The organism is Streptomyces sp. NPDC005775 (assembly GCF_042871565.1).
In the GTDB taxonomy this organism is placed as follows: Bacteria; Actinomycetota; Actinomycetes; order Streptomycetales; family Streptomycetaceae; genus Streptomyces.
The window spans coordinates 114,312-140,730 of sequence record NZ_JBIAIU010000011.1; the positions used below are offsets into that span (position 1 = coordinate 114,312).

A 26,419-nucleotide genomic window follows, 5' to 3' on the forward strand; every position below is an offset into this window, starting at 1 on the left:
ATGACGGAGCGTAAGGAACAACTCGCCGCGAATCTGGCTCAGGTGGAGGAACGCATTGCTTCCGCCTGTGCCGCCGCCGGCCGCAAGCGGGAGGAGGTGACCCTCATCGTGGTCACCAAGACCTACCCCGCGAGCGATGTGCGGATCGTGCATGAACTCGGTGTTCGTCATGTCGCGGAGAATCGTGACCAGGATGCGGCCCCCAAAGCCACCGCATGTGCGGATCTGTCCCTCACGTGGCACTTTGTCGGTCAATTGCAGACGAACAAGGTCCGTTCCGTGGCGAGTTATGCCGATGTCGTGCAGTCGGTGGACCGTACGAAGCTGGTGACCGCTCTCTCCGCCGCGGCCGGCCGTGACGGGCGCGAACTCGGGTGTCTCATCCAGGTCGCGCTCGACGCGGAGAGCGGTGAGCGGGGGGAGCGGGGCGGTGTCGCTCCGGACGGGATCGAGGAGTTGGCCGACGCGGTCGCATCAGCGCCCGGGCTCAGGCTGGACGGTCTGATGACCGTCGCGCCGCTCGCCGGGCCGTTCGCCGGAAGACAACGCGCGGCGTTCGACCGGCTGATGGAATTCTCATCCCGGCTGCGCGGGAACCATCCGGCTGCGAACATGGTCTCTGCAGGGATGAGTGCGGACCTCGAGGACGCGGTTGCGGCGGGAGCGACACATGTGCGCGTCGGTACTGCGGTACTCGGAGTCCGACCCGGGCTCGGGTAACGTCGCCAAGCAAGTCGGACCACAGCAGAAAATATGGTCATTACCGCCTTTGGCGGGCAGGCCACAGTGGATCGCGGGCACTTGGTGACAGATGCCGATCCACCACAGAGCGGAGGACTCAGAGCATGGCCGGCGCGATGCGCAAGATGGCGGTCTACCTCGGCCTCGTGGAGGACGATGGGTACGACGGTCCGGGGTTCGACCCCGACGACGAATTCGAACCCGAGCCGGAGCCCGAGCGTGACCGGCGTCGGCACCAGCCCGCGCATCAGGTCGAGCGGGAACGGGACGAACCGGTACGAGTGGTGCAGCCCCCCGCGCAGCGGGAGCCGGTCCAGATTCCGGCCGAACGGGAGCGACCCGCCCGAATCGCCCCCGTGGCATCCATCACACCTGAACGCCCGAACATGGAGAAGAACGCACCGGTGATCATGCCCAAGGTCGTGTCCGAGCGGGAGCCGTACCGCATCACCACGCTGCACCCCAGGACGTACAACGAGGCCCGTACCATCGGGGAACACTTCCGTGAGGGCACTCCGGTGATCATGAATCTCACGGAGATGGACGATACGGACGCGAAGCGACTTGTCGACTTTGCCGCAGGCCTCGTCTTCGGGCTCCATGGCAGCATTGAGCGTGTGACGCAGAAGGTGTTCCTGTTGTCGCCTGCTAACGTCGATGTCACGGCGGAGGACAAGGCCCGCATCGCAGAGGGCGGATTCTTCAACCAGAGCTGAGAACACGACACCGGGAACAACCCGGCCGCGAGGCCGGAGCTACGAGAGCCAGGGGAGAGGGAAGCGCGAGGATGGGCGTCGCACAAAGTGTTGTCTACATCGCGTTGATGTGTTTCCTCATCGTGCTGATCTTCCGGCTGGTCATGGACTACGTCTTCCAGTTCGCACGTTCATGGCAGCCGGGCAAGCCGATGGTGGTCGTTCTCGAGGCCACTTACACGGTCACCGATCCACCGCTGAAGCTCCTGCGGCGGTTCATCCCGCCGCTGCGTCTCGGGGGCGTGGCACTCGACCTGTCCTTCTTCGTTCTGATGATCATCGTTTCCATCCTGATCAGCGTGGCCAGGCTGTGAGCGATACGGTCCTGCCGACTGCCGACGACTACGTAGAGGTGAAGAAGAGATGCCGCTGACCCCCGAGGACGTGCGGAACAAGCAGTTCACGACGGTCCGCCTCCGAGAAGGCTATGACGAGGACGAGGTCGATGCCTTCCTCGACGAGGTCGAGTCCGAGCTGACCCGCCTGCTCCGTGAGAACGAGGACCTGCGCGCCAAGCTGGCCGCCGCCACGCGTGCCGCCGCGCAGAACCAGCAGCAGCAGGGCATGCGCAAGCCGGAGCCGCAGGACCGTCCCGGTGCGCCTGTGCCCGCCGCCATATCTGGTCCGCCGGTCCAGCAGCAGCAGCCGCCGCAGATGGGTCCCCCCCAGCTGTCCGGTGGAGCTCCTCAGCTGCCGGCCGGTCCCAGCGGTCACGGACCCCAGGGTCCGCACGGCCCCGGTCCGCAGGGCCCGCACGGCCCCGGCCCGATGCAGGGCGGTCCCATGGGCGGACCGATGGGTGGCCCCATGGGCGGTCACAACCCGCAGCAGCAGCAGATGCAGCAGATGCAGCAGCAGCAGCCGCCGCAGATGCAGCAGCAGGGCCCCGGCGGCGACAGCGCCGCCCGTGTCCTCTCGCTGGCGCAGCAGACCGCCGACCAGGCGATCGCGGAGGCCCGTTCCGAGGCCAACAAGATCGTCGGCGAGGCGCGCAGCCGTGCCGAGGGCCTGGAGCGCGACGCGCGCGCCAAGGCGGACGCCCTTGAGCGGGACGCGCAGGAGAAGCACCGCGTGGCGATGGGCTCGCTGGAGTCGGCCCGCGCGACGCTGGAGCGCAAGGTCGAGGACCTGCGTGGCTTCGAGCGCGAGTACCGGACCCGTCTGAAGTCCTACCTGGAGAGCCAGCTGCGCCAGCTGGAGACCCAGGCGGACGACTCGCTGGCTCCGCCGCGGACGCCGGCTGCCGCTTCGCTGCCGCCGTCGCCCTCGCTGGCTCCGGCCGGTGCCGGTGCGATGGGTCACGGTATGGGCGGCAACCACGGCGGTCACGGCAACCAGCAGATGGGCGGCAACCCGTCCATGGGCGGTGGGCCGTCCTACGGTGGCCAGCAGCAGATGTCGCCGGCGATGACCCAGCCGATGGCACCGGTGCGGCCGCAGGCGCCGCAGCCGATGCAGCAGGCGCCCTCGCCGATGCGTGGGTTCCTGATCGACGAGGACGACAACTGAGCGGTTCGCGCTCGCTGAGCGCGTAGCCGTCGGCAGGCTGAGGGCCGGGCCCCGGGGATTCCCCGGGGCCCGGCCCTTTTGTCGTGGGCGGGTGCCTGTCCCCGCTCCTTTCCATATCCGGGGCCCCCGCCCCGGAGCTAGCTCCTCAATCGCCGGAGGGGCTGGATATGAGTGAGGCCCGCCCGGAGCGTTTCGGTCCGGGCGGGCCTCACTGTGTGTTGCGGGCTACCGCTCCGTCTTGCGGAGGCGGAAGGTCAGGGACAGGCCCTCGTCCTCGAAGGGCTCGCCGTACGCTCCGTCCGCCTCGCCCTGCGCGTAGTCCAGGGCCAGGACCTCGTCGGCGATCAGGGACGCGTGCTCGGTCAGGGCCTCGGCCGTCGCGGGCGACGTGGAGGTCCAGCGGACGGCGATGCGGTCCGCCACGTCCAGGCCGCTGTTCTTGCGGGCCTCCTGGATCAGGCGGATCGCGTCACGGGCCAGGCCCGCGCGCCGCAGTTCCGGGGTGATCTCCAGGTCCAGGGCGACCGTGGCGCCGGAGTCGGACGCGACGGACCAGCCCTCGCGCGGGGTCTCCGTGATGATGACCTCGTCGGGGGCCAGGGCGATCTGCTCCCCGTCGACCTCGACCGACGCCGTGCCCTCGCGCAGGGCCAGCGAGAGCGCCGCCGCGTCCGCGTTCGCCACGGCCTTCGCCACGGCCTGCACACCCTTGCCGAACCGCTTGCCCAGCGCCCGGAAGTTCGCCTTCGCCGTCGTGTCGACCAGCGAGCCGCCCACCTCGGACAGGGACGCCAGGGAGGAGACGTTCAGCTCCTCCGTGATCTGGCCGTGCAGCTCGGGGGAGAGGGTGTCGAAGCCCGAGACGGCGACCAGGGCGCGGGAGAGCGGCTGGCGGGTCTTGACCCCCGACTCGGCACGCGTGGCGCGCCCCAGCTCGACCAGGCGGCGGACGAGCGCCATCTGCGTGGAGAGATCCGGGTCGATCGCCGACAGGTCCGCCTGCGGCCAGGTGGAGAGGTGGACCGAGGCGGGGGCGTCCGGGGTGACGGGCGCGACCAGGTCCTGCCAGACCCGCTCGGTGATGAACGGGGTCAGCGGGGCCATCAGCCGGGTGACCGTCTCGACCACGTCGTGCAGGGTGCGCAGCGCCGCCTTGTCGCCCTGCCAGAAGCGGCGGCGGGAGCGGCGTACGTACCAGTTGGACAGGTCGTCGACGAACGCGGACAGCAGCTTGCCGGCGCGCTGGGTGTCGTAGCCCTCCAGCGCCTGGGTGACCTGGTCGACCAGGGCGTTCAGCTCGCTCAGCAGCCAGCGGTCCAGGACCGTGCGGTCGGCCGGTGCCGGGTCGGCGGCCGAGGGCGCCCAGTTCGACGTACGGGCGTACAGGGCCTGGAAGGCGACCGTGTTCCAGTACGTGAGGAGCGTCTTGCGGACGACCTCCTGGATCGTGCCGTGGCCGACGCGGCGCGCCGCCCAAGGGGAGCCGCCGGCCGCCATGAACCAGCGGACCGCGTCGGCGCCGTGCTGATCCATCAGCGGGACCGGCTCCAGGGTGTTGCCCAGGTGCTTGGACATCTTGCGGCCGTCCTCGGCGAGGATGTGGCCCAGGCACACCACGTTCTCGTAGGAGGACTTGTCGAAGACCAGGGTGCCGACCGCCATCAGCGTGTAGAACCACCCGCGCGTCTGGTCGATGGCCTCCGAGATGAACTGCGCCGGGTAGCGGCTCTCGAAGATCTCCTTGTTCTTGTGCGGGTAGCCCCACTGCGCGAACGGCATCGAGCCCGAGTCGTACCAGGCGTCGATGACCTCGGGGACGCGGTAGGCCTCCAGCTGGCAGCTCTCGTGGGAGCACGTGAACGTGATCTCGTCGATGAACGGCCGGTGCGGGTCGAGGCCGGACAGGTCGGTGCCGGTGAGCTCGGTCAGCTCGGCGCGGGAGCCGACGCAGGTGAGGTGGTCGTCCTCGCAGCGCCAGATCGGCAGCGGGGTGCCCCAGTAGCGGTTGCGGGACAGCGCCCAGTCGACGTTGTTGTTCAGCCAGTCACCGAAGCGGCCGTTCTTGACCGACTCGGGGAACCAGTTGGTCTTCTCGTTCTCTTCGAGGAGCCGGTCCTTGACCGCCGTCGTGCGGATGTACCAGGACGGCTGCGCGTAGTAGAGCAGCGCGGTGTGGCAGCGCCAGCAGTGCGGGTAGCTGTGCTCGTACGGGACGTGGCGGAAGAGCTTGCCGCGCGCTGCCAGGTCGTCGGTGAGCGCCTCGTCGGCCTTCTTGAAGAAGACGCCGCCGACCAGCGGCACGTCTTCCTCGAAGGTGCCGTCGGGGCGGACCGGGTTGACCACCGGGAGGCCGTACGCCTTGCAGACCAGGAGGTCGTCGGCGCCGAAGGCGGGGGACTGGTGGACCAGACCCGTACCGTCCTCGGTCGTCACGTACTCGGCGTTGACGACGTAGTGGGCGGGCGCCGGGAAGTCCACCAGGGCGAACGGGCGCTCGTAGGTCCAGCGCTCCATCTCGCGGCCCGTGAAGGACTGACCGGTGAGCTCCCAGCCCTCGCCCAGGGCCTTCTCGACCAGCGGCCGGGCGACGACGAGCTTCTCCTCGCCGTTGGTCGCGACGACGTACTCGACCTCCGGGTGCGCGGCGACGGCCGTGTTGGAGACCAGGGTCCAGGGGGTCGTCGTCCAGACCAGGAGGGCCGCGTCGCCGGCCAGCGGGCCGGAGGTCAGCGGGAAGCGCACGAAGACCGAGGGGTCGACGACCGTCTCGTAGCCCTGCGCCAGCTCGTGGTCGGAGAGGCCGGTGCCGCAGCGCGGGCACCAGGGGGCGACGCGGTGGTCCTGGGTGAGCAGGCCCTTGTTGAAGATCTCCTTCAGCGACCACCAGACGGACTCGACGTACTCGGGGTCCATCGTGCGGTACGCGTCGTCGAGATCGACCCAGTAGCCCATCCGGGTCGTGAGCTCGGTGAAGGCGTCGGTGTGCCGGGTGACGGACTCGCGGCACTTGGCGTTGAACTCGGCGATGCCGTACGCCTCGATGTCCTTCTTGCCGTTGAAGCCCAGTTCCTTCTCGACGGCGAGCTCGACCGGCAGGCCGTGACAGTCCCAGCCGGCCTTCCGGCCCACGTGGTAGCCCTGCATGGTGCGGAAGCGCGGGAAGACGTCCTTGAAGACGCGGGCCTCGATGTGGTGGGCGCCCGGCATGCCGTTGGCGGTCGGCGGGCCCTCGTAGAAGACCCACTCGGGGCGGCCCTCGGACTGTTCGAGGCTCTGGCTGAAGACCTTGTTCTCGCGCCAGAAGTCGAGCACGGCGTGCTCCAGCGCGGGCAGGTCGACCTGGGCGGGTACCTGGCGGTACTGCGGCGATGTCATGTGCGGGCTTCCTCCGGCGGACGTTTTCCACTTCCGTCGGAGGGACGAGAACCGTTGCCGGATCCCGCGGTACCACCCTCCTTGGCCCCGGGCGTGCCGCCCGCGGCCCCCTCATTGGGGTGCGATGCCGGTTCTACTGACCTTGCGCCCGTGGGCTGATCCCACGGTCCAAAGCTTTCTTCCGGCGGCTCCGGGGTGATCTTCACGGCGCGCTCGCCCCCGGGCTTCCACCGTCCCCGGGTCGCTCTGGGCTGCGTACGACGCTACTCGTCCCATCTGTGCCTCTCGCTGAGGCCAGTGTACGGGCCCGGGGGGCGGCGGCCGACCCGATTTCCCGCGGCCTGTGGCGTGACCCGAATGGCCAGACGGGCGCACCGGGTCCGGGACGCTCCCCGCGGGCGGCCGGAAGGCGGATTACCGGGCGGGGAGCTGGGCACAACGGTTTCAGGCGTGCGGTGATCCGGACACGGGGAGGAGCGATGCGGCGGCGTGCCCCGTTGCCGCGGGGCTGGGGTCGACTTATCGTCCCAGCACGACTCGCGTGCAAGATCACAATGCGTGAAGGGGCCGCGGCCATGGTGGCGAAGAAGACCGCCGCAGAGAAGACGGCGACAGCGAGATCCACGGGCGCGGCAGCCGGGGAGACGACGGGAGAGACCGGCCGGGACGGCGGGCCGGGCGCGGACGCGCGGAACGGGCCGGAGCACCCGGCCGCGAAGACCACCGCGACCGCCGGAGCCACGGAGAAGACCACGAAACAGGCGGCCAGGAAGGCGGCCAAGAAGACGACGGCCAAGAAGGCCACGGCCAAGAAGGCCGCGGCGAAGAAGAGCGCGGCCGGGAAGACCACGGCCGAGAAGGCTTCGAAGAAGGCCGCAGAGACGGCCACGGGGGCGGCCGAGGCCGCCGAGCAGACGGGAGCCCACACGGTGGTAGCCAAGAAGAGCGCGGCCAGGACCCGTACGGCCGGGAGCGCGGCACCCGTGCCCCCGGCACGGGCCGCCGCGACGGCCCCGGGCGAGCTGGCCGTACGGCCGGGAGAGGACCCCTGGACGCCGGAGGAGGTCGCCGCCGCTCGCACCGAGCTGACCGGCGAGATCACCCGGCTGCGCAACGAACTGGAGGCATCGGGCCTGGCGCTGGCCGGGCTGATGCGGGACTCCGGCGACGGGGCGGGTGACGACGAGGCGGACACCGGCACCAAGAACATCACCCGCGAACACGAGATGTCGCTCGCCGCAAACGCCCAGGAGATGCTGGAGCAGACCGAACGGGCACTGGGCCGGCTCGACGCGGGCACGTACGGACTCTGCGAGATCTGCGGCAAGGCGATCGGCAAGGCACGCATGCAGGCGTTCCCCCGGGCCACCCTCTGCGTCGAGGACAAACAGAAGCAGGAGCGACGCGGCTGATCGCCACCCGTGTGTCGTACCCTCGTCCTCAGTCGGGAACTAGGTTGAGGGACTCACGTGGCAGAGGCGGAGCGCATCATCGGTACGCCGGACATCCCTGAGGCTGAGGGACACGAAGGAGCCGAGCCGGAGCAGGCGGACGGGGGCGTGTCCCCGGAGGCCGCCGAACCGGACGGACAGGGCGCGGGAGACGGGGAAGCGGCCGTCGACCGGTCGCCGGCCACGCGCCGGCGCCGGATCATCCTGCTCTTCTGCGTCGCCGTCCTCGCCTACCTGCTCGACCTCGGCAGCAAGATGCTCGTGGTGGCGAAGCTGGAGCACCAGGAGCCGATCGAGATCTTCGGCGACTGGCTCAAGCTCGACGCCATCCGCAACGCGGGCGCCGCGTTCGGCATCGGCGAGGCCTTCACGATCATCTTCACCATCATCGCGGCGACCGTCATCGTGGTGATCGCCCGGCTCGCGCGCAAGCTGTACAGCCTGCCGTGGGCGATCGCGCTCGGCCTGCTGCTGGGCGGTGCGCTCGGCAACCTCACCGACCGTGTCTTCCGCGCGCCCGGTGTCTTCGAGGGCGCGGTAGTGGACTTCATCGCCCCCGCGCACTTCGCCGTCTTCAACCTGGCGGACTCCGCGATCGTCTGCGGAGGCATCCTGATCGTGCTGCTCTCCTTCAAGGGCCTGGACCCCGACGGCACCGTGCACAAGGACTAGGGACCGCGGCAGTCGTCGCCGGTCGATGGCACCGGGCCGTGCAAGGCATACTCGACAGGTGAGTACGCAACCCGAGGTCCGCACCCTGCCCGTCCCCGATGGCCTGGAGGGCGAGCGCGTCGACGCCGCCATCTCCCGTATGTTCGGCTTCTCCCGCACCAAGGCCGCGGAGCTGGCCGCCGCCGGGAAGGTGCAGGTGGACGGTTCGGTGGTCGGGAAGTCCGAACGGGTGCACGGCGGTGCCTGGCTCGAAGTGGAAATGCCGCAGGCTCCCGCTCCGGTCCAGATCGTCGCCGAGCCCGTCGAGGGCATGGAGATCGTCCACGACGACGACGACATCGTCGTGATCATGAAGCCGGTCGGCGTCGCCGCGCACCCGAGCCCCGGCTGGACCGGCACCACCGTCATCGGCGGCCTCGCCGCGGCCGGCTACCGGATCTCGACCTCCGGCGCCGCCGAGCGCCAGGGCATCGTGCACCGGCTCGACGTCGGCACGTCCGGCCTGATGGTCGTCGCCAAGTCCGAGCGTGCCTATACCCTGCTGAAGGCCCAGTTCCGCGACCGGGTCGTCGACAAGAAGTACCACGCACTGGTCCAGGGCCACCCGGACCCGATGAGCGGCACCATCGACGCCCCCATCGGACGCCACCCCAACCACGACTACAAGTGGGCCGTCGTCGCCGAGGGCAAGCCCTCCGTGACGCACTACGACCTCATCGAGGCGTACCGCGCCGCCAGCCTCCTGGACATCAAGCTGGAGACGGGCCGCACCCACCAGATCCGGGTGCACATGTCCGCCCACCGCCACCCCTGCGTCGGCGACCTGACCTACGGCGCCGACCCGACCATGGCCAAGCGCCTCGGCCTGACCCGGCAGTGGCTGCACGCGGTCCGGCTCGGCTTCGAGCACCCCTCGGACGGCAGCTGGGTGGAGTTCGCCAGCACCTACCCGGACGACCTCCAGCAGGCCCTCGACAGGATCGCGGCAGAGAGCGAATGATCTCCTCCTACACCACCCGCACGGTCACCGGTGAGCAGGACCGTGCCGCCTGCTTCCAGGTCCGCAAGACCGTCTTCGTCGGCGAGCAGAACGTGCCCGAGGAGATCGAGTACGACGCCTACGACGCGGACGCGGTGCACGTCATAGCCGTCGCGGCGGACGGCACGGCGCTCGGTACCGGACGGCTGCTGAGCGGTCCGGCCGCTGCGGCGAAGACCGGCGGCGATCCCACCGTCGGCTCGCTCGGCCGGCTCGCCGTGACCAAGGAGGCGCGCGGCCTCGGGGTCGGCGCGGCGCTCGTGCGGGCCATCGAGGACGCCGCCCGCGGACTCGGCCTCGCCGCCGTCGACCTGCACGCCCAGACGCACGCCCTCGGCTTCTACGAGCGCCTCGGATACGTGGCCTACGGCCCCGAGTTCCCGGACGCCGGTATCCCGCACCGGGCGATGCGCCGCACCGTGGACGCGTAGGACCTCATCCCCTGATCCGGCCGGATCAGGGGGCATGTCCGGATTGCGGGGCCCGCATGGCAGGCTTGAGCCCGAGGTCGGCCGGTCACCGAGGCCGGCCCGGCGCGCTCCGGAAGGCACCTCGTGGATCAAATGGCCCTGCTGCTCCTGCTGTTGCTCGGAGCCGTGGTCACGGTGCCACTGGGGGACCGGCTCCGGCTTCCCGCGCCGGTGCTGATGACCCTCATGGGCGTCGCGATGGCCTTCCTCAGCTTCGTACCGAACGTGGACATCCCGCCCGAGATCATCCTTCCCGCGCTGCTGCCCCCACTGCTCTACGCCTCCGTGCAGCGCACCTCCTGGCGGCAGTTCGCCGCCAACAAACGGCCGATCTTCCTGCTGGCCGTGGCCCTGGTCTTCCTCACGACGGCAGCCGTCGCCGCGGTGGCCAACGCGGTCATCCCCGGCCTGCCCATCGCCGCGGCCGTCGCGCTCGGTGCGCTCGTGGCCCCGCCCGACCCGGTCGCGGCCACCGCCGTCGCCGGATCGGTCGGACTGCCCCGCAGGCTCATCTCCATCCTGGAGGGCGAGGGGCTGTTCAACGACGTGACGGCGATCGTGCTCTACCACGTGGCGATCGCCGCGGCGGTCAGCGGCTCCTTCTCGCTGCCCGAGGCGTTCGGCCTGCTGGTCCTGTCCGCCGTCGTCGCCGTGGCGGTGGGCGCGGCGCTCGGCTGGCTCACCATCAAACTCATGGGGCTGCTCGGCGACGCCACCCTCCAGGTCGGGCTGACCCTGCTGGTGCCGTTCGTCAGCTACGTGCTCGCCGAGGAGCTGATGGGCTCCGGTGTGCTCGCCGTCCTGACCACCGCGCTCTTCCTCGCCGAACACACCGCGGACGCCGACGACGTCCTGGGCCGGCTCACCGGCCGCACCTTCTGGGAGATCGTCGACACCCTCGTCACCGGCGTCGCCTTCGGGCTGATCGGCCTCGAACTGCACAACGTCTTCGGGACCGCCGACGGCCGTGAACTGAAGATGGCCGGCTGGGCCCTGGCGGTCGTCGCCGTCGTCGTCGGCGTACGGCTGCTCTATCTGCTCCCCGCGACCTGGCTGGCCAAACGGCTGCACACCCGCCGCGACGTCAGCGAGGAGATCCCCACCAGCTGGCGGGAGACCGTGATCATGTGGTGGGCCGGGATGCGCGGCGTGGCCTCGGTCGCCCTGGCGCTCGCCATCCCGCTGAAGACGGACGACGGGAAGCCGTTCCCCGGTCGCGACGAGATCGTCTTCATCGCCTTCGCCGTGATCATGGTCACCCTCGTCTTCCAGGGCCTCACCCTTCCCTGGCTGGTGCGCAGGCTGGGTGTGCGCGCGGACGTGGACGCCGAGGCCGCGCTGGAACGGGACCTCGCCATCCGCGCCGCCAGGGCCGCCAAGCAGCGGCTCAAGGAGATCCAGGAGGTCGAGGAGTTCCCCGAGGACGTCGTCGAACGCCTCCAGCGACTGGCCTACGACGTCGGTGCGCGGATCAGCCCCGACATGGTCGACGACGAGCGGCGCGAGGCCTACGCCCAGCGCGCCGAGCGGTTCAAGGCGTTCAGCCGCATCCAGCGCGAGATGATGTCGGCCGCCCGCCACGCGGTGCTCTCCGCGCGCAGCGAGGCCGGCGCGGACCCCGAGGTGGTCGACCGGGTGCTGCGGCACCTGGACGTACGCAGCCTGCGCTGACGACCGGGCTCCCGCCCGGGGAGCTCAGCCGCGCCCGGTGCGCGGCGCCCTGGCCCAGCCCGTCGGCTTCTCGTCCGGGCCACCCACGCCCTTCGCACCGTTCACGGTCGGCCACGCGTCGCCGGGCGGCAGCACCGCGGGGGCCGTGGCGATCCTCGGCAGCGCGTACGGATGATGGTCGCGCAGCCAGCCGATCAGCTGCTCACGGACCGCGCAGCGCACCGTCCAGATGTCGTCCGCGTCCTTCGCCGTGACCACCGCGCGCACCTGGATCGTGGAGGGCGTGGTGTCGGTGACGGCCAGCGACCAGTCCCGCCCGTCCCACGCGGCGCACTCGCCCAGGATGTCCCGCAGCTGATCGCGCATCGCGGCGACCGGCGCCGCGTGGTCGAGGTGGAAGAAGACCGAGCCGGTCATCTGGATCCCGCCGCGCGACCAGTTCTCGAAGGGCTTGCTGGTGAAGTAGGAGACCGGCATCGTGATCCGCCGCTCGTCCCAGGTCCGGACGGCGAGGAAGGTCAGGGTGATCTCCTCGATCGTGCCCCACTCGCCGTCCACCACCACCGTGTCGCCGATGCGCACCATGTCGCCGAAGGCGATCTGCAGCCCGGCGAAGAGATTGCCGAGCGTGGACTGGGCGGCGACACCCGCGACGATGCCGAGGACACCGGCCGAGGCCAGCATCGAGGTGCCGACGGTCTGCATGGCGGGGAAGGTCAGGAGCATCGCGGCGACGGCGACGGTCGCCACGATCGCGATGACCACCCGCTGGATCAGCGTCACCTGCGTCCGTACCCGGCGCACTCGCGCGGGATCGCGGGTGTTCGTCGCGTAGCGGACGTACACCGAGTCGACCACCGCCACGGCGACCCCGACCACCAGCCAGGCCGACGCTCCGATCAGGACCAGCGTCAGCATCCGACCGATGCCCGCCCCGTGGTCGCTGACCAGCCGGAGCCCGGTATGGGTGTACGAGCCCCGCAGCAGCGCCGCGCCCAGCGTCAGCTGGAACGGGACGCGGCAGCGCCGTAGCAGGCCCCACAACGGTGTCTCGTGGTGGCGGCTGTCGGCGCGCCTGAGCAGCAGGTCGACCAGCCAGCCGACCAGCAGCGTGATCAGGACCGAACTTCCGAGGACGATCAGCGGGCGCAGTACGTTCTCCATCCTGTCGCTCTCCATCCTCTCGACGGTAAATGGCACCATGGGCCTCATGAACATCATGCTTTTCCACTCGACGTACGGGTTGCGCCCCGCGGTGCACGCGGCGGCCGACCGGTTGCGCGCCGCCGGGCATGAGGTGCACGTGCCCGATCTCTTCGGGGGACACACCTTCGACACCGTCGAGGAGGGGCTCGCCTTCAAGGAGGAGACGGGCAAGGAGGAGCTGCTGAAGCGGGCCGTGCTCGCGGCAGCGCCCTACTCCGACCGCGGGCTGGTCTACGTGGGCTTCTCGCTGGGCGCGTCCGTCGCCCAGACCCTGGCGCTCGGGGACGCGAAGGCGCGCGGGCTGCTGCTGTTCCACGGCACCTCGGACATCGCCGAGAACGCCTCGGTGGACGAGTTGCCCGTACAGCTGCACGTCGCCGACCCGGACCCGTTCGAGACGCACGACTGGCTGAACTCCTGGTACCTGCAGATGCAGCGGACGGGCGCGGACGTCGAGGTCTACCGGTACCCCGGCGCGGGCCACCTGTTCACCGACGCGGAGCTGCCGGACTTCGACCAGGCGTCGGCCGAGCTGGCCTGGAAGGTCGCGATCGGCTTCCTCGCCACCCTGTGAGTACGTGAAGGGCCCCGCGCGCGGAGAAAACGGCGCGGGGCCCTTCGGGCGCTGCGGAGCGGGATCAGCCGCGGTACGCGGTCCAGCTGTCGCCCATCCGCTGCACCTGGCCCGCGGTGAACTGGTACATGCAGGAGTCGTACGTGTAGTCCATGAAGTTGTGGATCGGGTCGACGCCCGTCTTGTTGGTGCAGGTGTCGCGCCCGGTCGGGCACTCGAACGCGGCGCTCTTCTCCGCGGGGGTGTCGGAGACGTAGTCGCCGTTTCCGTTACAGCCGCCCTGGAACGTGTGGTAGAGCCCCATCCAGTGGCCGACCTCGTGCGTCGCGGTGTCGCCCTTGTCGTAGTTGGTGGCGGAGCCGCCCGGCAGCGAGGCGTCCAGGATCACCACGCCGTCCATGGACGGGCTGGAGGTGTAGGAGCTCGGGAACGTCGCCCAGCCGAGCAGCCCGCCGCCGAGGTTGGCGGTGTAGACGTTGAGCGCGTTCTTCCCGCCCTTGCGCAGGGCCTTCTTCATGGACTTCTCGGCCGAGGAGCCCGAGGAGAGGTTGTACCAGGAGGCGTTGTCCGTGTAGTCGGTGCCCGCCAGGGAGAACTGGAAGCCGGTGGGGGAGTTGCCGGTGCCCTGACCGCTGTACGCCGCGTTCAGCACGCTCATCTGGCTGCTGATGTCACCCGAGGTGAGCTTGCCCGTGCTGCCGGAGTGGATGACGTGGAAGTAGACCGGGACCGTGGCGCCCGCGGCGAGCGTGGAGCCGGTGAGCCGGCGTTCGGCGACTCTCCGCTTCAGTTGCTTGTCGAGGGCGGCGGCCTGTGCGGTGGTGAGCTCGTTGGGGTCGGCGGCGTGCTGCGGGCCCGTGGGACGGGACTGGCGGGCGGTGGCGGCGGCCGGGGCGTCCGCGCAGGCCTCGGCCGACGTGGCCGCGGCTGCCGTGCCGGACGCGGCGGTGGCGCCGGCGGAGACGGTGAGGGGGGCCAGGGCCAGGGTTCCGGCCAGGACGGCGGCGTTGATCGCACGGCGGCGCATACGCGGGGATATACGGGCAAGAGTGCGCACAGGGGCTCCTAGCGGATGTGTGGGGGAGGGATTTCCTCACCCGCCGCCGGGGAGATTACGTGGGCATGTCATGTGTGCGGGAGAATCGATCCGGCCCAATCATTCCTGGTGCGAATCATCACAACGGGAAGAAAATCTTCTGTCCGCTCCGGAGTTTGAGAGACGGACGTCATGTACCGGGTCGTTCCGGTGGCCGGAGTGTCCCCATTGGATCCGTGCGGAACGCCGCCCGACGCGGGGCCGTCATCTGCCCGCAACGCTGCGCGAGATGGCCGGATCCGGACGGTCCGGGCGTGCCGCGGACGCGAACGGGCGGGTGGACCCGGTGGGTCCACCCGCCCGTTCGACCGGGTCCGTGCGGATCAGCCCTTCAGCGCGGCGGTGATCGCCTTGGTGAAGTCCGCCACCGTCATCGGGGCGTTCTTGTTGTCCGAGCCGGTCAGCGTCTTGCCGTCCATCTTCAGCGTCGGAGTGCCCTCGACGCCGCTCTTGTCGAACGTGGCGGACATCTTCATCGCCCAGGCGTCGTACGTGCCGTCCTTGACGTTCTTCTGGAACGCGTCGTTGCCCTTCAGCGCGTCCACGGTGTCGGCCACCTTGATCAGGTACGAGTCGTCCTTGAACTTGTCGTCCGTCTCCTCCGGGTGGAACTTCGCGGAGTAGAGCGCGTACTTGTAGTCGAGGAAGGCCTCGGGGCTCACGTTCAGCGCGGCGCCCAGGGCGCTCAGCGCGTTCTTCGAGCCCTCGCCGCCGTTGCTGTCGAGGAACGTGGCACCGACGTACTTGACCTTGTACTTGCCCGCGTCGACGTCCTTGTGGACCGTCTCGCCGACCGTCTGCTCGAACGTGGCGCAGATCGGGCAGCGCGAGTCCTCGTACAGCTCCAGGGTCTTCTTGGCGGTCGACTTGCCGACGACGACGGTCGTACCGTCCTTGCCCGAGGTGTTCTTCGGCGCGGTGACGTTCTTCGCGTCCTTCGCGGCGTCCCAGTGGTCCGGCTTGTTCAGCTGCATCACGCCGTAGGCGCCACCCCCGATGATCGCGAGGGCGGCGACGACCGAGACGCCGACGACGACCTGCCGGCGGGTCCTGTCCTTCTTGGCCTGGCGCTCGCGCTCCGCGCGCAGCCGCTCGCGGGCGGCGGACTTGTTGGCCTGGCTGTTGCGCTTGCTCATGATCGGTTCTCCGTGGGGTGGGTGTTCGTGTGCGTACGACGTCGGGGACTTGCGTGCTCAGGCGGTGGCGCAGGCCGAGCGCGGCGGTCCCCTCCGTCCCACGGAGTGCACCAGGAGGCGGGCGTGGGCCGGCAGATGCGGGCCCGGACCGGCGGCGGGGACCTTGAGACGTACGGAGCGGCGGACGGCCCCGGCCACGGCCACCGCGATCAGCAGCGGCCGGAACGCCAGCAGGGCGAAGGCGCTCAGCAGCCCGGCGAGGGCCAGTTCACCGCGGTGCAGCCAGGCGGCGGCGAGCAGCCCGACCGTCACATGGGCGGCCAGCAGCAGCCACGGCACGAGCGGGCCGGGCGAGGCCAGCAGAGCTGCCGCCCCGTGACCGCCCGCGGTGACCGAGGCCAGCGGGGTGCCCATGTCGCCGACGCCGGCGAGCCCCGTCGCGCCCGCCCCGACGTCACCGCCGCCGCACAGCACATCGACGCCGACCGACCGCAGCGGCCCCGCGATCGGGCCGCCCGCCGCGCCGTAACAGAGGTGCTGGCCGGTGGTGAAGACGGTGTCCGCGGCCAGCTCCAGCGGCACCAGCAGCCCCGCGATGGCCCCGAAGCCGCGCTCCCGCCCGGCCAGCGCGTACGCCATCGCGAAGACGGCGCCCGCCAGCACGGCGACGAGGGTCAGCGGCAGCGGAACCCGGGAGAGCAGCACATGGGACGCGGCGGAGAGCGTCACGACGAGCGCTGTGAAAAGCGCCGCGCGTACGACTCTGAGCTGCGTCCCGGAGATGTCCATCGTCAGGGAGTGTCGCATGCGAACCTGTAAACCGGCCCTGAGGGGCCCGGGCGCTGTGGGAAGACTTACAGCCCCGGGATGCGGCCGTTGCGGAAGAGGTCCACGAAGATCTGGTGGTCCGCGCGCGCCCGGGCCCCGTAGCTGTGGGCGAAGTCGACCAGCAGGTCCCCGAAGCCCTCCTCGTCCGCCGCGATCGCCGCGTCGATCGCCCGCTCGGTGGAGAACGGCACCAGGGAGTGGCCGCTCTCGTCGTCCGCCGCGGAGTGCATCGTCGCCGTCGCCCGGCCGAGATCGGCGACGACCGCCGCGATCTCCTCGGGCTCGTCGATGTCCGACCAGTCCAGATCGACCGCGTACGGCGACACCTCGGCGACCAGCTGCCCGGCACCGTCCAGCTCGGTCCAGCCCAGCCACGGGTCGGCGTGCGCCTGCAGGGCGCGCTGCGAGATCACCGTGCGGTGCCCCTCGTGCTGGAAGTAGCTCCGCACCGCCGCGTCCGTGATGTGACGGGAGACGGCAGGGGTCTGGGCCTGCTTGAGATAGATCACGACGTCGTTCTCCAGGGCGTCGCTGTTGCCCTCCAGGAGGATGTTGTACGAGGGCAGCCCGGCCGAACCGATACCGATCCCGCGCCGGCCGACGACGTCCTTGACCCGGTAGGAGTCCGGCCGGGTCAGGCTCGAGTCCGGCAGCGTCTCCAGATAGCCGTCGAACGCCGCGAGGACCTTGTAGCGCGTCGCCGCGTCCAGGTCGATCGAGCCGCCGCCCTCCGCGAACCGGCGCTCGAAGTCACGGATCTCGGTCATCGAGTCCAGCAGCGAGAACCGGGTCAGCGAGCGGGCGACACGCAGAGCGCCCAGGAGCGGGCCATCGGCGGTGTCCAGCGTGAACGGCGGCACCTCGTCGTTCTTCGCACCCGTCGCCAGGGCGTGGATCCGCTCCCGGTAGGCCGCCGCGAAGATCCGGACGAGCTCCGTGATCTGGTCGTCGCCCAGCGCCTTGGCGTAACCGACCAGGGCGACGGAGGCGGCGAAGCGCTTGAGGTCCCAGGTGAAGGGGCCCACGTACGCTTCGTCGAAGTCGTTCACGTTGAAGACCAGGCGCCCGTTGGCGTCCATGTACGTGCCGAAGTTCTCCGCGTGCAGATCGCCGTGGATCCACACCCGGCCGGTGCGCTCGTCCAGGTACGGCCCGCCGTGCCGCTCCCGCTCCAGGTCGTTGTAGAAGAGACACGCGGTGCCCCGGTAGAAGGCGAAGGCCGAGCCCGCCATCTTCCGGAACTTCACCCGGAAGGCAGCCGGATCGGCGGCCAGCAGCTCACCGAAGGCGGTGCCGAAGACCTCCAGGATCTGCTCCCCGCGCTGCGCTGCGCCGGTCTGCGTTTCCGACATCTCTGGGTGCCTCCTGGTACCTGGCCTGCGTGATGACGTGCATGACAAAAGGGACGGGTGTCCTCGCCCCTCCAACGCGCGACCGTATCGCGGAGTGCCCGTCGTCCGTCACCTCGGAGACGTAGACTTCCACGCTGTCCCCCGAGACACCCCCAGCCACGTCACCCCCAGTTCCCCCGGAGGCACAGCGCCGTGACCAAGCCGCCTTTCACGCACCTTCACGTCCACACCCAGTACTCGCTGCTGGACGGTGCCGCGCGGCTCAAGGACATGTTCGAGGCCTGTAACGAGATGGGCATGTCCCATATCGCGATGACGGACCACGGCAACCTGCACGGCGCGTACGACTTCTTCCATTCGGCGCAGAAGGCCAATGTGACGCCGATCATCGGGATCGAGGCGTACGTCGCTCCGGAGTCGCGCAAGCACAAGCGGAAGATCCAGTGGGGTCAGCCGCACCAGAAGCGCGACGACGTCTCCGGTTCGGGTGGTTACACCCACAAGACGATCTGGGCGTCGAACGCCAAGGGGCTGCACAACCTCTTCAAGCTGTCCTCGGACGCCTACGCCGAGGGCTGGCTGCAGAAGTGGCCGCGCATGGACAAGGAGACCATCTCCCAGTGGTCCGAGGGCCTGATCGCGTCCACCGGCTGCCCGTCGGGAGAGGTGCAGACCCGGCTGCGGCTCGGACAGTTCGACGAGGCGGTCCAGGCCGCCTCCGACTACAAGGACATCTTCGGCGAGGGCAAGTACTTCCTGGAGCTGATGGACCACGGCATCGAGATCGAGCGACGGGTCCGTGACGGGCTCCTCGAAATCGGCAAGAAGCTGAACATCCCGCCGCTCGTGACGAACGACTCGCACTACACGTACGCCAGCGAGGCGACCGCGCACGACGCGCTGCTCTGCATCCAGACCGGCAAGAACCTCTCCGACCCGGACCGCTTCCGCTTCGACGGCACCGGCTACTACCTCAAGACGACCGACGAGATGTACGGCGTCGACTCCTCGGACGCCTGGCAGGAGGGCTGCGCCAACACCCTGCTGGTCGCGCAGCAGATCGACACCACCGGGATGTTCGAGAAGCGCGACCTGATGCCGAAGTTCGACATCCCGGACGGCTACACGGAGATCACCTGGTTCCAGGAGGAGGTCCGCGTCGGGATGGACCGCCGCTTCCCGGGCGGGGTCCCCGAGGACCGGCAGAAGCAGGTCGAGTACGAGATGGACATCATCATCCAGATGGGGTTCCCGGGGTACTTCCTGGTCGTCGCCGACTTCATCATGTGGGCCAAGAACAACGGCATCGCGGTCGGTCCCGGCCGAGGCTCCGCCGCCGGTTCGATCGTGTCGTACGCGATGGGCATCACCGACCTCGACCCGATCGAGCACGGACTGATCTTCGAACGCTTCCTCAACCCCGAGCGCGTCTCCATGCCCGACGTCGACATCGACTTCGACGAGCGCAGGCGCGTCGAGGTGATCCGGTACGTCACCGAGAAGTACGGCGCCGACAAGGTCGCCATGATCGGCACCTACGGCAAGATCAAGGCCAAGAACGCGATCAAGGACTCGGCCCGCGTCCTCGGCTACCCGTACGCGATGGGCGACCGCCTCACCAAGGCCATGCCCGCCGACGTCCTCGGCAAGGGCATCGACCTCAACGGCATCACCGACCCCAAGCACCCGCGCTACAGCGAGGCCGGCGAGATCCGGGGGATGTACGAGAACGAGCCGGACGTCCGGAAGGTCATCGACACCGCCAAGGGCGTCGAGGGCCTGGTCCGGCAGATGGGCGTGCACGCGGCGGGCGTCATCATGTCCAGCGAGCCGATCGTCGACCACGCCCCGGTCTGGGTGCGGCACACCGACGGCGTCACCATCACGCAGTGGGACTACCCGCAGTGCGAGTCGCTCGGCCTGCTGAAGATGGACTTCCTGGGCCTGCGCAACCTGACGATCATGGACGACGCCATCAAGATGGTGAAGTCCAACAAGGGCATCGACCTGGAGATGCTGGCGCTGCCGCTGGACGACCCCAAGACCTACGAACTGCTCTGCCGCGGTGACACGCTCGGGGTGTTCCAGTTCGACGGCGGCCCCATGCGGTCCCTGCTGCGCCAGATGCAGCCCGACAACTTCGAGGACATCTCCGCCGTCTCGGCCCTGTACCGGCCGGGCCCGATGGGCATGAACTCGCACACGAACTACGCCGAGCGCAAGAACGCCCGCCAGGAGATCACTCCGATCCACCCGGAGCTGGAGGAGCCGCTCAAGGAGGTCCTCGGCCTCACCTACGGCCTGATCGTCTACCAGGAGCAGGTCCAGAAGGCCGCCCAGATCGTCGCCGGGTACTCGCTCGGCGAGGCAGACATCCTGCGCCGCGTGATGGGCAAGAAGAAGGCCGACGAGCTGGCGAAGAACTTCGTCCTGTTCGAGGCGGGCGCCAAGAAGAACGGCTTCTCCGACGCCGCGATCAAGGCCCTGTGGGACGTGCTGGTCCCCTTCGCCGGATACGCCTTCAACAAGGCGCACTCCTCCGCGTACGGACTGGTCACCTACTGGACCGGCTACCTGAAGGCCAACTACCCGGCCGAGTACATGGCGGCGCTGCTGACCTCGGTCAAGGACGACAAGGACAAGTCGGCGGTCTACCTCAACGAGTGCCGCCGCATGGGCATCAAGGTGCTCCCGCCGAACGTCAACGAGTCGGAGTCGAACTTCGCCGCCCAGGGTGACGACGTCATCCTGTTCGGGCTGACGGCCATCCGCAACGTCGGCCAGAACGTCGTCGACTCGATCATCCGGTGCCGCAAGACGAAGGGGAAGTACAGCAGCTTCCCCGACTTCCTCGACAAGGTCGAGGCGGTCGTCTGCAACAAGCGGACCGTGGAGTCCCTCATCAAGGCCGGCGCGTTCGACGAGATGGGCCACACCCGCAAGGGGCTCGTCGCCCACCACGAACCCATGATCGACAACGTGGTGCAGGTCAAGCGCAAGGAGGCCGAGGGGCAGTTCGACCTCTTCGGCGGCGGCGAGGAGGACAGCGACGAGCCCGGCTTCGGGCTCGACGTGGAGTTCTCCGACATCGAGTGGGAGAAGTCCTACCTGCTGGCCCAGGAGCGCGAGATGCTCGGGCTGTACGTCTCCGACCACCCGCTCTTCGGCATCGAGCACGTGCTGAGCGACAAGGCCGACGCCGCGATCTCGCAGCTCATGGGCGGCGAGCACAGCGACGGCGCGATCGTCACCGTGGGCGGCATCATCTCCGGCCTCCAGCGCAAGATGACCAAGCAGGGCAACGCCTGGGCCATCGCCACCGTCGAGGACCTGGCCGGTTCCATCGAGTGCATGTTCTTCCCGGCCACCTACCAGCTGGTCTCCACCCAGCTCGTCGAGGACACCGTCGTCTTCGTCAAGGGCCGGCTCGACAAGCGCGAGGACGTGCCCCGCCTGGTCGCCATGGAGATGCAGGTCCCGGACATCTCGAACGCGGGCACCAACGCCCCCGTGATCCTGACCATCCCCACCGTCAAGATCACCCCGCCCATGGTCAGCCGGCTCGGCGAGGTGCTGAACAGTCACCGCGGCGACACCGAGGTGCGCATCAGGCTCCAGGGCCCCCGCAAGACCACGGTGCTCCGCCTCGACCGGCACCGGGTGAAGCCCGACCCGGCGCTCTTCGGCGACCTGAAGGTGCTGCTCGGCCCGTCCTGCCTGGCCGGCTGAGCCACCGTCCGTACACGCACGGGAGGGGCGCCCCGCGAACGCGGGTGCGCCCCTCCCGGCTACCGGCCTGTGGCCGTACCGGAGAAGTCCGGTCAGTTGTGGCCGAAGCGCCGCTGATGCTTACGCGCAACATCGGCAGGGCTGCCCTGGGACTGAGCCTGGGGCTGGTTCTGCGACTCGAAAGCCGTGGACCGTGCCTCCTGCGCACCGCGCTCCGAATCGGACGCGCGGTCCTGCTGGCTGCCCTGCTTGCGGTTCTTGTTCTTGGCCATGGTGTTCCTCCTATAAGGACTCTCGGGGCCAGGACCGCTGTCAGATTCACATAATCGGATAAACATCGCATGTTGGATCATTACCGTGCGTAGCAAGGGGGTATGATGCGCCGTTTTCCGGATCCGCCACGCCGATGATCGAGTTCCGGCCGTTAACCCTCGCGTGGTCGGGCAGACTCGAAGGAAACCCTGAGTAAGCGGATCCGCTCCCTTTGCGAGACCGGACCCGCTGAACCCGTTCCCGAATTCCTGGAAGAGGGTGGAACGCGTGGACCGTTGCGTCGTCCTGGTGGACGCCGGCTACTTGCTGGGTGCAGCCGCGAGTCTGCTGGCCGGAGAGCCCGCCCGGTCCCGCATCACCGTCGACCACGCGGCCCTGATCCAAGGGCTGCGGGAGCGGGCCGAGGCCGACACGCAGCAGCCGCTGCTGCGGATCTACTGGTTCGACGGCGCCCCCGACCGCGTACCGCAGCCCGAACACCGCAGGCTGCGCGTCATGCCGCGGGTGACGGTACGGCTGGGGGCCCTCACCCGCAGTGACGGGCGGTGGGCACAGAAGGGCGTCGACGCGGCGATGCACGCCGAACTCACCGAGCTCGCCAGGAACCGGGCCTGCTCGGACGTCGTCCTGGTGACCGGCGACGGTGATCTGCTGCCCGGTCTGATGTCCGCCAAGGAACACGGCGTCGCCGTCCACCTCTGGGCCGTCCAGGCCGCGGACGGCGACTACAACCAGTCGGAGGACCTGGTCGCGGAGGCCGACGAGCGGCGCGTGCTGGACCGTGCCTGGATCACCCGGGCCGTACAGGCCAAGGAGACCGGCGGTCCGTGCGCCCCGCCGCCCGCCCCGCGCAATCCCGAGATCGCCGCGATCCTCTCCGCGCCCCTGCCCGAGGCGGCACTCGCGGCCTCCGCCGAGCGGGCCTCCCGGGCCCAGGCCGAAGCCGCCCGCAACGGCACGTCCGCGCCGCCCGACGAGAACGACGAGAACACCGGCCACGGCGCGCACGGCCACGGCGGCCGGGGCGTCCCCACCCCGAAGGACCTCGCGGGCACCCTGCGCGGCCCCGGCGCCCAGGCGGACCGGCAGCACCCGGCCCCGCCGCCCGCCAACGCGACCCTGCGCTGGTCCTCCGACCGGGGATGGGTCGAGCGCGGTGGCCCCCTCGGAGAGCCTCCCGAGACCGCGTCCCTGCCGACGCTCGCCCAGGTCACCACCGCCGAGCAGCGCTGGGCGGACCGGGAGGAGGACATCACCACGGTCGGCGGCGACCCCTTCGAGGTGGGGCAGGTCTTCGCCCGGCGCTGGATGGAACGCCTGCCGGAAACCGTCCACCTGCAGAAGCTGTCCACCATGTACCCGCGCATCCCGCACCGCATCGACGGCGAACTCCTGCGGTACGCCGCCCGCTTCGGACTGCTCGCCCACAAGGACGACCAGATCGACGAGCACGACCGGTACGCGATCCGGGCCGGGTTCTGGCGCGAGATCGACGTCCGCGCCGCGGCGGAACACGCCCCGGCGGGCGAGAAGCACCCCCCGGCGGCCGACCGGCACACGCCCGGCGCCGGGAAACCCACGAGCGCGGCGGCGTCCGGGGACTGAGTTCGCATCGGAACCCGAGGCGCTCAACCCGGCCGGCGTCTGCCGCGTTGATGTCCGATCGGTACGGCCCCGGGCGTAATGCGGGTCCCCGGACCCCGTACCCTCGTACCTCGTGAGTACGGGCACAGCACAGGCGCAGACGGCGAACGGCACCGTGTGCGCGGTGCGTGATCTGGTCAGGACCTATCCCGCGGCCCGGGGGCGGCGCGGCACGCCCGCGACACCCGAGGTGCGCGCCACCGACGGCATCAGCCTGGACATCCGGCGCGGTGAGATCTTCGGACTGCTCGGCCCCAACGGCGCCGGCAAGTCCACCCTCGTACGACAGCTCACCGGACTGATGCGCCCCGACTCGGGCAGCGTCGACATGCTGGGCCACGACCTCGTCCGCCACCCGGAACGGGCCTCACGGCTGATCGGCTACCTCGGGCAGGAGTCGACCGCGCTCGACGAGCTGACCGTCGGGCTCGCCGCCGAGACCACCGGACGGCTGCGCGGTCTGCCGGTGCGCGAGGCGCGGGCCGAACGCGACGCCGTGCTCGACGAACTCGGCCTCGGCGAGATCGCAGGCCGTCCCCTGAAGAAGCTCTCCGGCGGGCAGCGACGGCTCGCCTGCGTGGCGGCCGCGCTGGTCGGGGAGCGGCCGGTGCTCATCCTCGACGAGCCGACGACCGGCATGGACCCGGTGGCCCGGCGCGCCGTCTGGGCCGCCGTCGACCGGCGGCGGGCCGAGCGCGGGGCGACGGTGCTGCTGGTCACCCACAACGTCATCGAGGCCGAGACCGTCCTCGACCGGGTCGCCGTGATGGAACGCGGCAAGGTCATCGCCTGCGACACCCCGGCCGGGCTCAAGGAACGGGTCGCGGGCGAGGTCCGGGTGGAACTGGTGTGGCGCGAGCGCGCGCCGCTGGACGTACCCGAGGTCGCCGCGCTGCGGGCGTCCGCGCAGGAGTCGGGGCGCCGCTGGGTGCTGCGTCTGGGCCCCGACGAGGCGCGGGCGGCCGTCGCCGCCGTGACCGGGGGCGCCGCGTTCGCCGCGCTGGACGACTTCACCCTGGCGACGCCCAGCCTGGAGGACGTCTACCTGGCGCTCGGCGGGGACGCGGCCAAGGGGCTGGTGAAGTCATGAGGGGACGCGTGATCAGTGCGGGGGCCGCAGCGGCCGAAACGGACCGGTGCGGGTGTGCGGCCGGGCAGGGACCGAACAGGAGCAGCGCCAGGTGACGAGCATCGTTCCTGCGGAAGCGGTGACCGGGCAGGCCGGAGAGCCGGGCCGGACGGGGCGCGCCGACGACGGCACGCAGGGGCCGGTGCCGCCCGCGCCGCTGGCGCCGCGCGCTCGGTTCCTCCCCTCGCTCGCGGCGGTCTACCGGGCCCAGTTGTCCCGGGCCAGGGTCGCCCGCATCCCGCTGCTCTTCGTGGCGACCTTCCAGTCCATCGGGATCATGATCCTGATGCGCGGAGTCGTGGACGGGGGCGCCGAGTCCCGCGCCGTCGTGGCCGGGTCCAGCGTCCTGGTGGTCGCCTTCGTCGCGCTGAACCTGCTCGCCCAGTACTTCGGGCAGCTGCGGGCCGGCGGGGGGCTCGACCACTACGCGACCCTGCCGGTGCCGCCCGCCGCCGTGGTGCTCGGCGCGGCGGGGGCGTACGCCTCCTTCACCGTGCCCGGAACGATCGTGACCGCCGTGACCGGCAGCGTGCTGTTCGGGCTGCCGGTGACCCACCTGTGGGTGCTCGTCGCCGTCATCCCGCTCTCCGGGGCCGCGCTCTCCGGACTGGGCGCCGCCCTCGGGCTGCTCGCGCCGCGTCAGGAGCTCGCCACCCTGCTGGGACAGCTCGGCATGTCAGCGGCGCTGCTGCTGGGCGTGCTCCCGGCGGCCCGGCTGCCGGAGCCGATCGGCTGGGCACGCGACCTGCTGCCGTCCACGTACGGCGTCGAGGCGCTCTCCCGGTCCTTCGACGCCCACCCCGACTGGGCCGTCGTCGCCCTCGACCTCGCCGTCTGCGCCGTCGTGGGCGTCCTCTCGCTCGCCGTGGCGACCTGGGCGTACCGCAGGGCGGCGGTCCGGTGAGGCGCGCCACAGGGACGCCTGGCACGATGGCACGGTGACAGCTCCGATGACGCCGCCGCACCAGCCCTCGCCCCATGACCCGTGGCAGAAACCGCCGCAAGGGGGTGGCCCCGGCGGCTCCCACCTCGGAACTCTGCCGCATTCGCCGGAGGAGGGGGAACTCCGCGCGGAACTGCGTCGGGCGGCGCTGGTCGCCGTCGCGGTGACGGTCGCCGGGGTCGCGCTCGGACTGCTCTGGCTGTGGCTGTCGCCGCGGGTTCCGCTGGTCTCCGACGACACGGCCGTCTTCCTCAGCGACAGCGAGGGCGAGGAGGCGATCGGCGCCGACGGTACGTTCGCGCTGCTCGCGCTCGCCTTCGGCGCGGTGTCCGCGGGGCTGGTCTTCTGGTTCCACCGCAAGGGCGGGATCGCTCTCGTGGCGGGGCTCGCGGTGGGCGGCGTACTCGGCTCGGTCGTGGCGTGGCAGCTCGGCACCTGGCTGGGACCGACCGACGACGTGGTCGCCCACGCGCGCGAGGTCGGCAAGGGCGTGATCTTCGACGCCCCGCTGGAGCTGCACGCGAAGGGGGCGTTGCTGGCGTGGTCGTTGGCGGCGATGGCCGTGCATCTGGGGCTGACGGCGATGTTCGGGCCGCGGGATCCGGAGCCGGAGTGGGGGGTGTACCACGGGGGGACTTCGGGGGGTGTGCCTTCCGGGCCTGCGCCCGGGGGGGCCGGGGCCGCGCCTTCGTCGTCCTCGCCGTCTCCGTCGTCCTCGTCTTCGCCCGAGGCGGGGCCGCCGTCGCCCGGTCCGTCGGCGTGAGCGGGGCCGCTGCGCGGGGCCTTTCCCCTACCCGCCCCTTCCCGTAACCGGGGCTCCGCCCCG

The 26,419-nt window shown here is 70.3% G+C and carries 22 protein-coding genes; 15 read left to right on the top strand and 7 right to left on the bottom strand.

Annotation, left to right across the window (positions count from 1 at the left end; genetic code table 11):
- From ACFYPA_RS24865 to ACFYPA_RS24880, 4 genes are all read left to right on the top strand, one after another.
- On the top strand, nucleotides 1-720 hold the full coding sequence (locus ACFYPA_RS24865) for a YggS family pyridoxal phosphate-dependent enzyme (RefSeq protein ID WP_359314640.1): 720 nt from the start codon (nucleotides 1-3) through the stop codon (nucleotides 718-720).
- 125 nt (nucleotides 721-845) lie between these two features.
- Nucleotides 846-1,457: a cell division protein SepF gene (locus ACFYPA_RS24870; RefSeq protein ID WP_136328319.1), complete on the top strand. Its 612-nt coding sequence runs from the start codon at nucleotides 846-848 to the stop codon at nucleotides 1,455-1,457.
- A gap of 71 nt (nucleotides 1,458-1,528) precedes the next feature.
- Nucleotides 1,529-1,810: a YggT family protein gene (locus tag ACFYPA_RS24875; RefSeq protein WP_359085134.1), complete on the top strand. Its 282-nt coding sequence runs from the start codon at nucleotides 1,529-1,531 to the stop codon at nucleotides 1,808-1,810.
- 49 nt (nucleotides 1,811-1,859) lie between these two features.
- A complete protein-coding gene (locus tag ACFYPA_RS24880; RefSeq protein WP_389134239.1) occupies nucleotides 1,860-3,005 on the top strand; it encodes a DivIVA domain-containing protein in 1,146 nt (381 codons plus the stop codon).
- Between the two features lie 225 nt (nucleotides 3,006-3,230).
- On the opposite strand, the gene ileS is transcribed toward ACFYPA_RS24880, so the two are convergent.
- The gene (ileS, locus tag ACFYPA_RS24885; RefSeq protein ID WP_359083228.1) at nucleotides 3,231-6,380 is read right to left on the bottom strand and encodes an isoleucine--tRNA ligase; all 3,150 of its coding nucleotides are present in this window, start codon (nucleotides 6,378-6,380) and stop codon (nucleotides 3,231-3,233) included.
- Nucleotides 6,381-6,955: 575 nt separating this feature from the next.
- Here ileS and ACFYPA_RS24890 point away from each other — a divergent pair.
- From ACFYPA_RS24890 to ACFYPA_RS24910, 5 genes are all read left to right on the top strand, one after another.
- On the top strand, nucleotides 6,956-7,792 hold the full coding sequence (locus ACFYPA_RS24890; protein ID WP_389134242.1) for a TraR/DksA family transcriptional regulator: 837 nt from the start codon (nucleotides 6,956-6,958) through the stop codon (nucleotides 7,790-7,792).
- Between the two features lie 57 nt (nucleotides 7,793-7,849).
- The gene (gene lspA, locus ACFYPA_RS24895; RefSeq protein ID WP_359083230.1) at nucleotides 7,850-8,503 is read left to right on the top strand and encodes a signal peptidase II; all 654 of its coding nucleotides are present in this window, start codon (nucleotides 7,850-7,852) and stop codon (nucleotides 8,501-8,503) included.
- Nucleotides 8,504-8,561: 58 nt separating this feature from the next.
- Complete coding sequence (locus ACFYPA_RS24900; protein WP_359083231.1) at nucleotides 8,562-9,503, top strand: RluA family pseudouridine synthase; 942 nt, start codon at nucleotides 8,562-8,564, stop codon at nucleotides 9,501-9,503.
- Nucleotides 9,500-9,973 (top strand): GNAT family N-acetyltransferase, encoded by a 474-nt coding sequence (locus tag ACFYPA_RS24905; protein ID WP_389134245.1) that lies wholly within the window; start codon nucleotides 9,500-9,502, stop codon nucleotides 9,971-9,973. The genes ACFYPA_RS24900 and ACFYPA_RS24905 overlap by 4 nt, the downstream gene beginning before the upstream one ends.
- 123 nt (nucleotides 9,974-10,096) lie before the next feature.
- Complete coding sequence (locus tag ACFYPA_RS24910; RefSeq protein ID WP_359083233.1) at nucleotides 10,097-11,683, top strand: Na+/H+ antiporter; 1,587 nt, start codon at nucleotides 10,097-10,099, stop codon at nucleotides 11,681-11,683.
- A 24-nt stretch (nucleotides 11,684-11,707) separates the two neighbouring features.
- Here ACFYPA_RS24910 and ACFYPA_RS24915 read toward each other — a convergent pair whose 3' ends face one another.
- Nucleotides 11,708-12,847 carry a mechanosensitive ion channel domain-containing protein gene (locus tag ACFYPA_RS24915; RefSeq protein ID WP_359083430.1) on the bottom strand — a complete coding sequence of 380 codons (1,140 nt, stop codon included), beginning with the start codon at nucleotides 12,845-12,847 and terminating at the stop codon, nucleotides 11,708-11,710.
- Nucleotides 12,848-12,884: 37 nt separating this feature from the next.
- On the opposite strand from ACFYPA_RS24915, the gene ACFYPA_RS24920 reads away from it, so the two are divergent.
- Nucleotides 12,885-13,463 carry a dienelactone hydrolase family protein gene (locus ACFYPA_RS24920; protein ID WP_359083234.1) on the top strand — a complete coding sequence of 193 codons (579 nt, stop codon included), beginning with the start codon at nucleotides 12,885-12,887 and terminating at the stop codon, nucleotides 13,461-13,463.
- A gap of 64 nt (nucleotides 13,464-13,527) precedes the next feature.
- On the opposite strand, the gene ACFYPA_RS24925 is transcribed toward ACFYPA_RS24920, so the two are convergent.
- The 4 genes from ACFYPA_RS24925 to ACFYPA_RS24940 all read right to left on the bottom strand — a co-directional run bounded on the left by ACFYPA_RS24925 (nucleotide 13,528) and on the right by ACFYPA_RS24940 (nucleotide 17,875).
- Nucleotides 13,528-14,490 carry a zinc metalloprotease gene (locus ACFYPA_RS24925; protein WP_389134248.1) on the bottom strand — a complete coding sequence of 321 codons (963 nt, stop codon included), beginning with the start codon at nucleotides 14,488-14,490 and terminating at the stop codon, nucleotides 13,528-13,530.
- Nucleotides 14,491-14,882: 392 nt separating this feature from the next.
- Complete coding sequence (locus tag ACFYPA_RS24930) at nucleotides 14,883-15,695, bottom strand: DsbA family protein (RefSeq protein WP_359083236.1); 813 nt, start codon at nucleotides 15,693-15,695, stop codon at nucleotides 14,883-14,885.
- Nucleotides 15,696-15,752: 57 nt separating this feature from the next.
- Nucleotides 15,753-16,484: a hypothetical protein gene (locus ACFYPA_RS24935; RefSeq protein WP_389134395.1), complete on the bottom strand. Its 732-nt coding sequence runs from the start codon at nucleotides 16,482-16,484 to the stop codon at nucleotides 15,753-15,755.
- Nucleotides 16,485-16,549: 65 nt separating this feature from the next.
- The gene (locus ACFYPA_RS24940) at nucleotides 16,550-17,875 is read right to left on the bottom strand and encodes a DUF2252 domain-containing protein (protein ID WP_359083237.1); all 1,326 of its coding nucleotides are present in this window, start codon (nucleotides 17,873-17,875) and stop codon (nucleotides 16,550-16,552) included.
- Nucleotides 17,876-18,067: 192 nt separating this feature from the next.
- Here ACFYPA_RS24940 and dnaE point away from each other — a divergent pair, with 192 nt between their 5' ends.
- Complete coding sequence (dnaE, locus tag ACFYPA_RS24945) at nucleotides 18,068-21,604, top strand: DNA polymerase III subunit alpha (RefSeq protein ID WP_359083238.1); 3,537 nt, start codon at nucleotides 18,068-18,070, stop codon at nucleotides 21,602-21,604.
- 92 nt (nucleotides 21,605-21,696) lie between these two features.
- On the opposite strand, the gene ACFYPA_RS24950 is transcribed toward dnaE, so the two are convergent.
- Nucleotides 21,697-21,876: a hypothetical protein gene (locus ACFYPA_RS24950; RefSeq protein WP_359083239.1), complete on the bottom strand. Its 180-nt coding sequence runs from the start codon at nucleotides 21,874-21,876 to the stop codon at nucleotides 21,697-21,699.
- A 259-nt stretch (nucleotides 21,877-22,135) separates the two neighbouring features.
- Between ACFYPA_RS24950 and ACFYPA_RS24955 the strand changes: the two genes are divergently transcribed.
- From ACFYPA_RS24955 to ACFYPA_RS24970, 4 genes are all read left to right on the top strand, one after another.
- Entirely contained in the window at nucleotides 22,136-23,482 is a 1,347-nt protein-coding gene (locus ACFYPA_RS24955) for an NYN domain-containing protein (protein ID WP_389134252.1), read from the top strand.
- A gap of 154 nt (nucleotides 23,483-23,636) precedes the next feature.
- Complete coding sequence (locus ACFYPA_RS24960) at nucleotides 23,637-24,611, top strand: ABC transporter ATP-binding protein (protein ID WP_359083434.1); 975 nt, start codon at nucleotides 23,637-23,639, stop codon at nucleotides 24,609-24,611.
- 91 nt (nucleotides 24,612-24,702) lie between these two features.
- Complete coding sequence (locus tag ACFYPA_RS24965) at nucleotides 24,703-25,554, top strand: ABC transporter permease (RefSeq protein ID WP_389134254.1); 852 nt, start codon at nucleotides 24,703-24,705, stop codon at nucleotides 25,552-25,554.
- 46 nt (nucleotides 25,555-25,600) lie between these two features.
- Complete coding sequence (locus tag ACFYPA_RS24970) at nucleotides 25,601-26,356, top strand: ABC transporter permease (protein ID WP_359083438.1); 756 nt, start codon at nucleotides 25,601-25,603, stop codon at nucleotides 26,354-26,356.
- Nucleotides 26,357-26,419 lie beyond the last annotated feature (63 nt).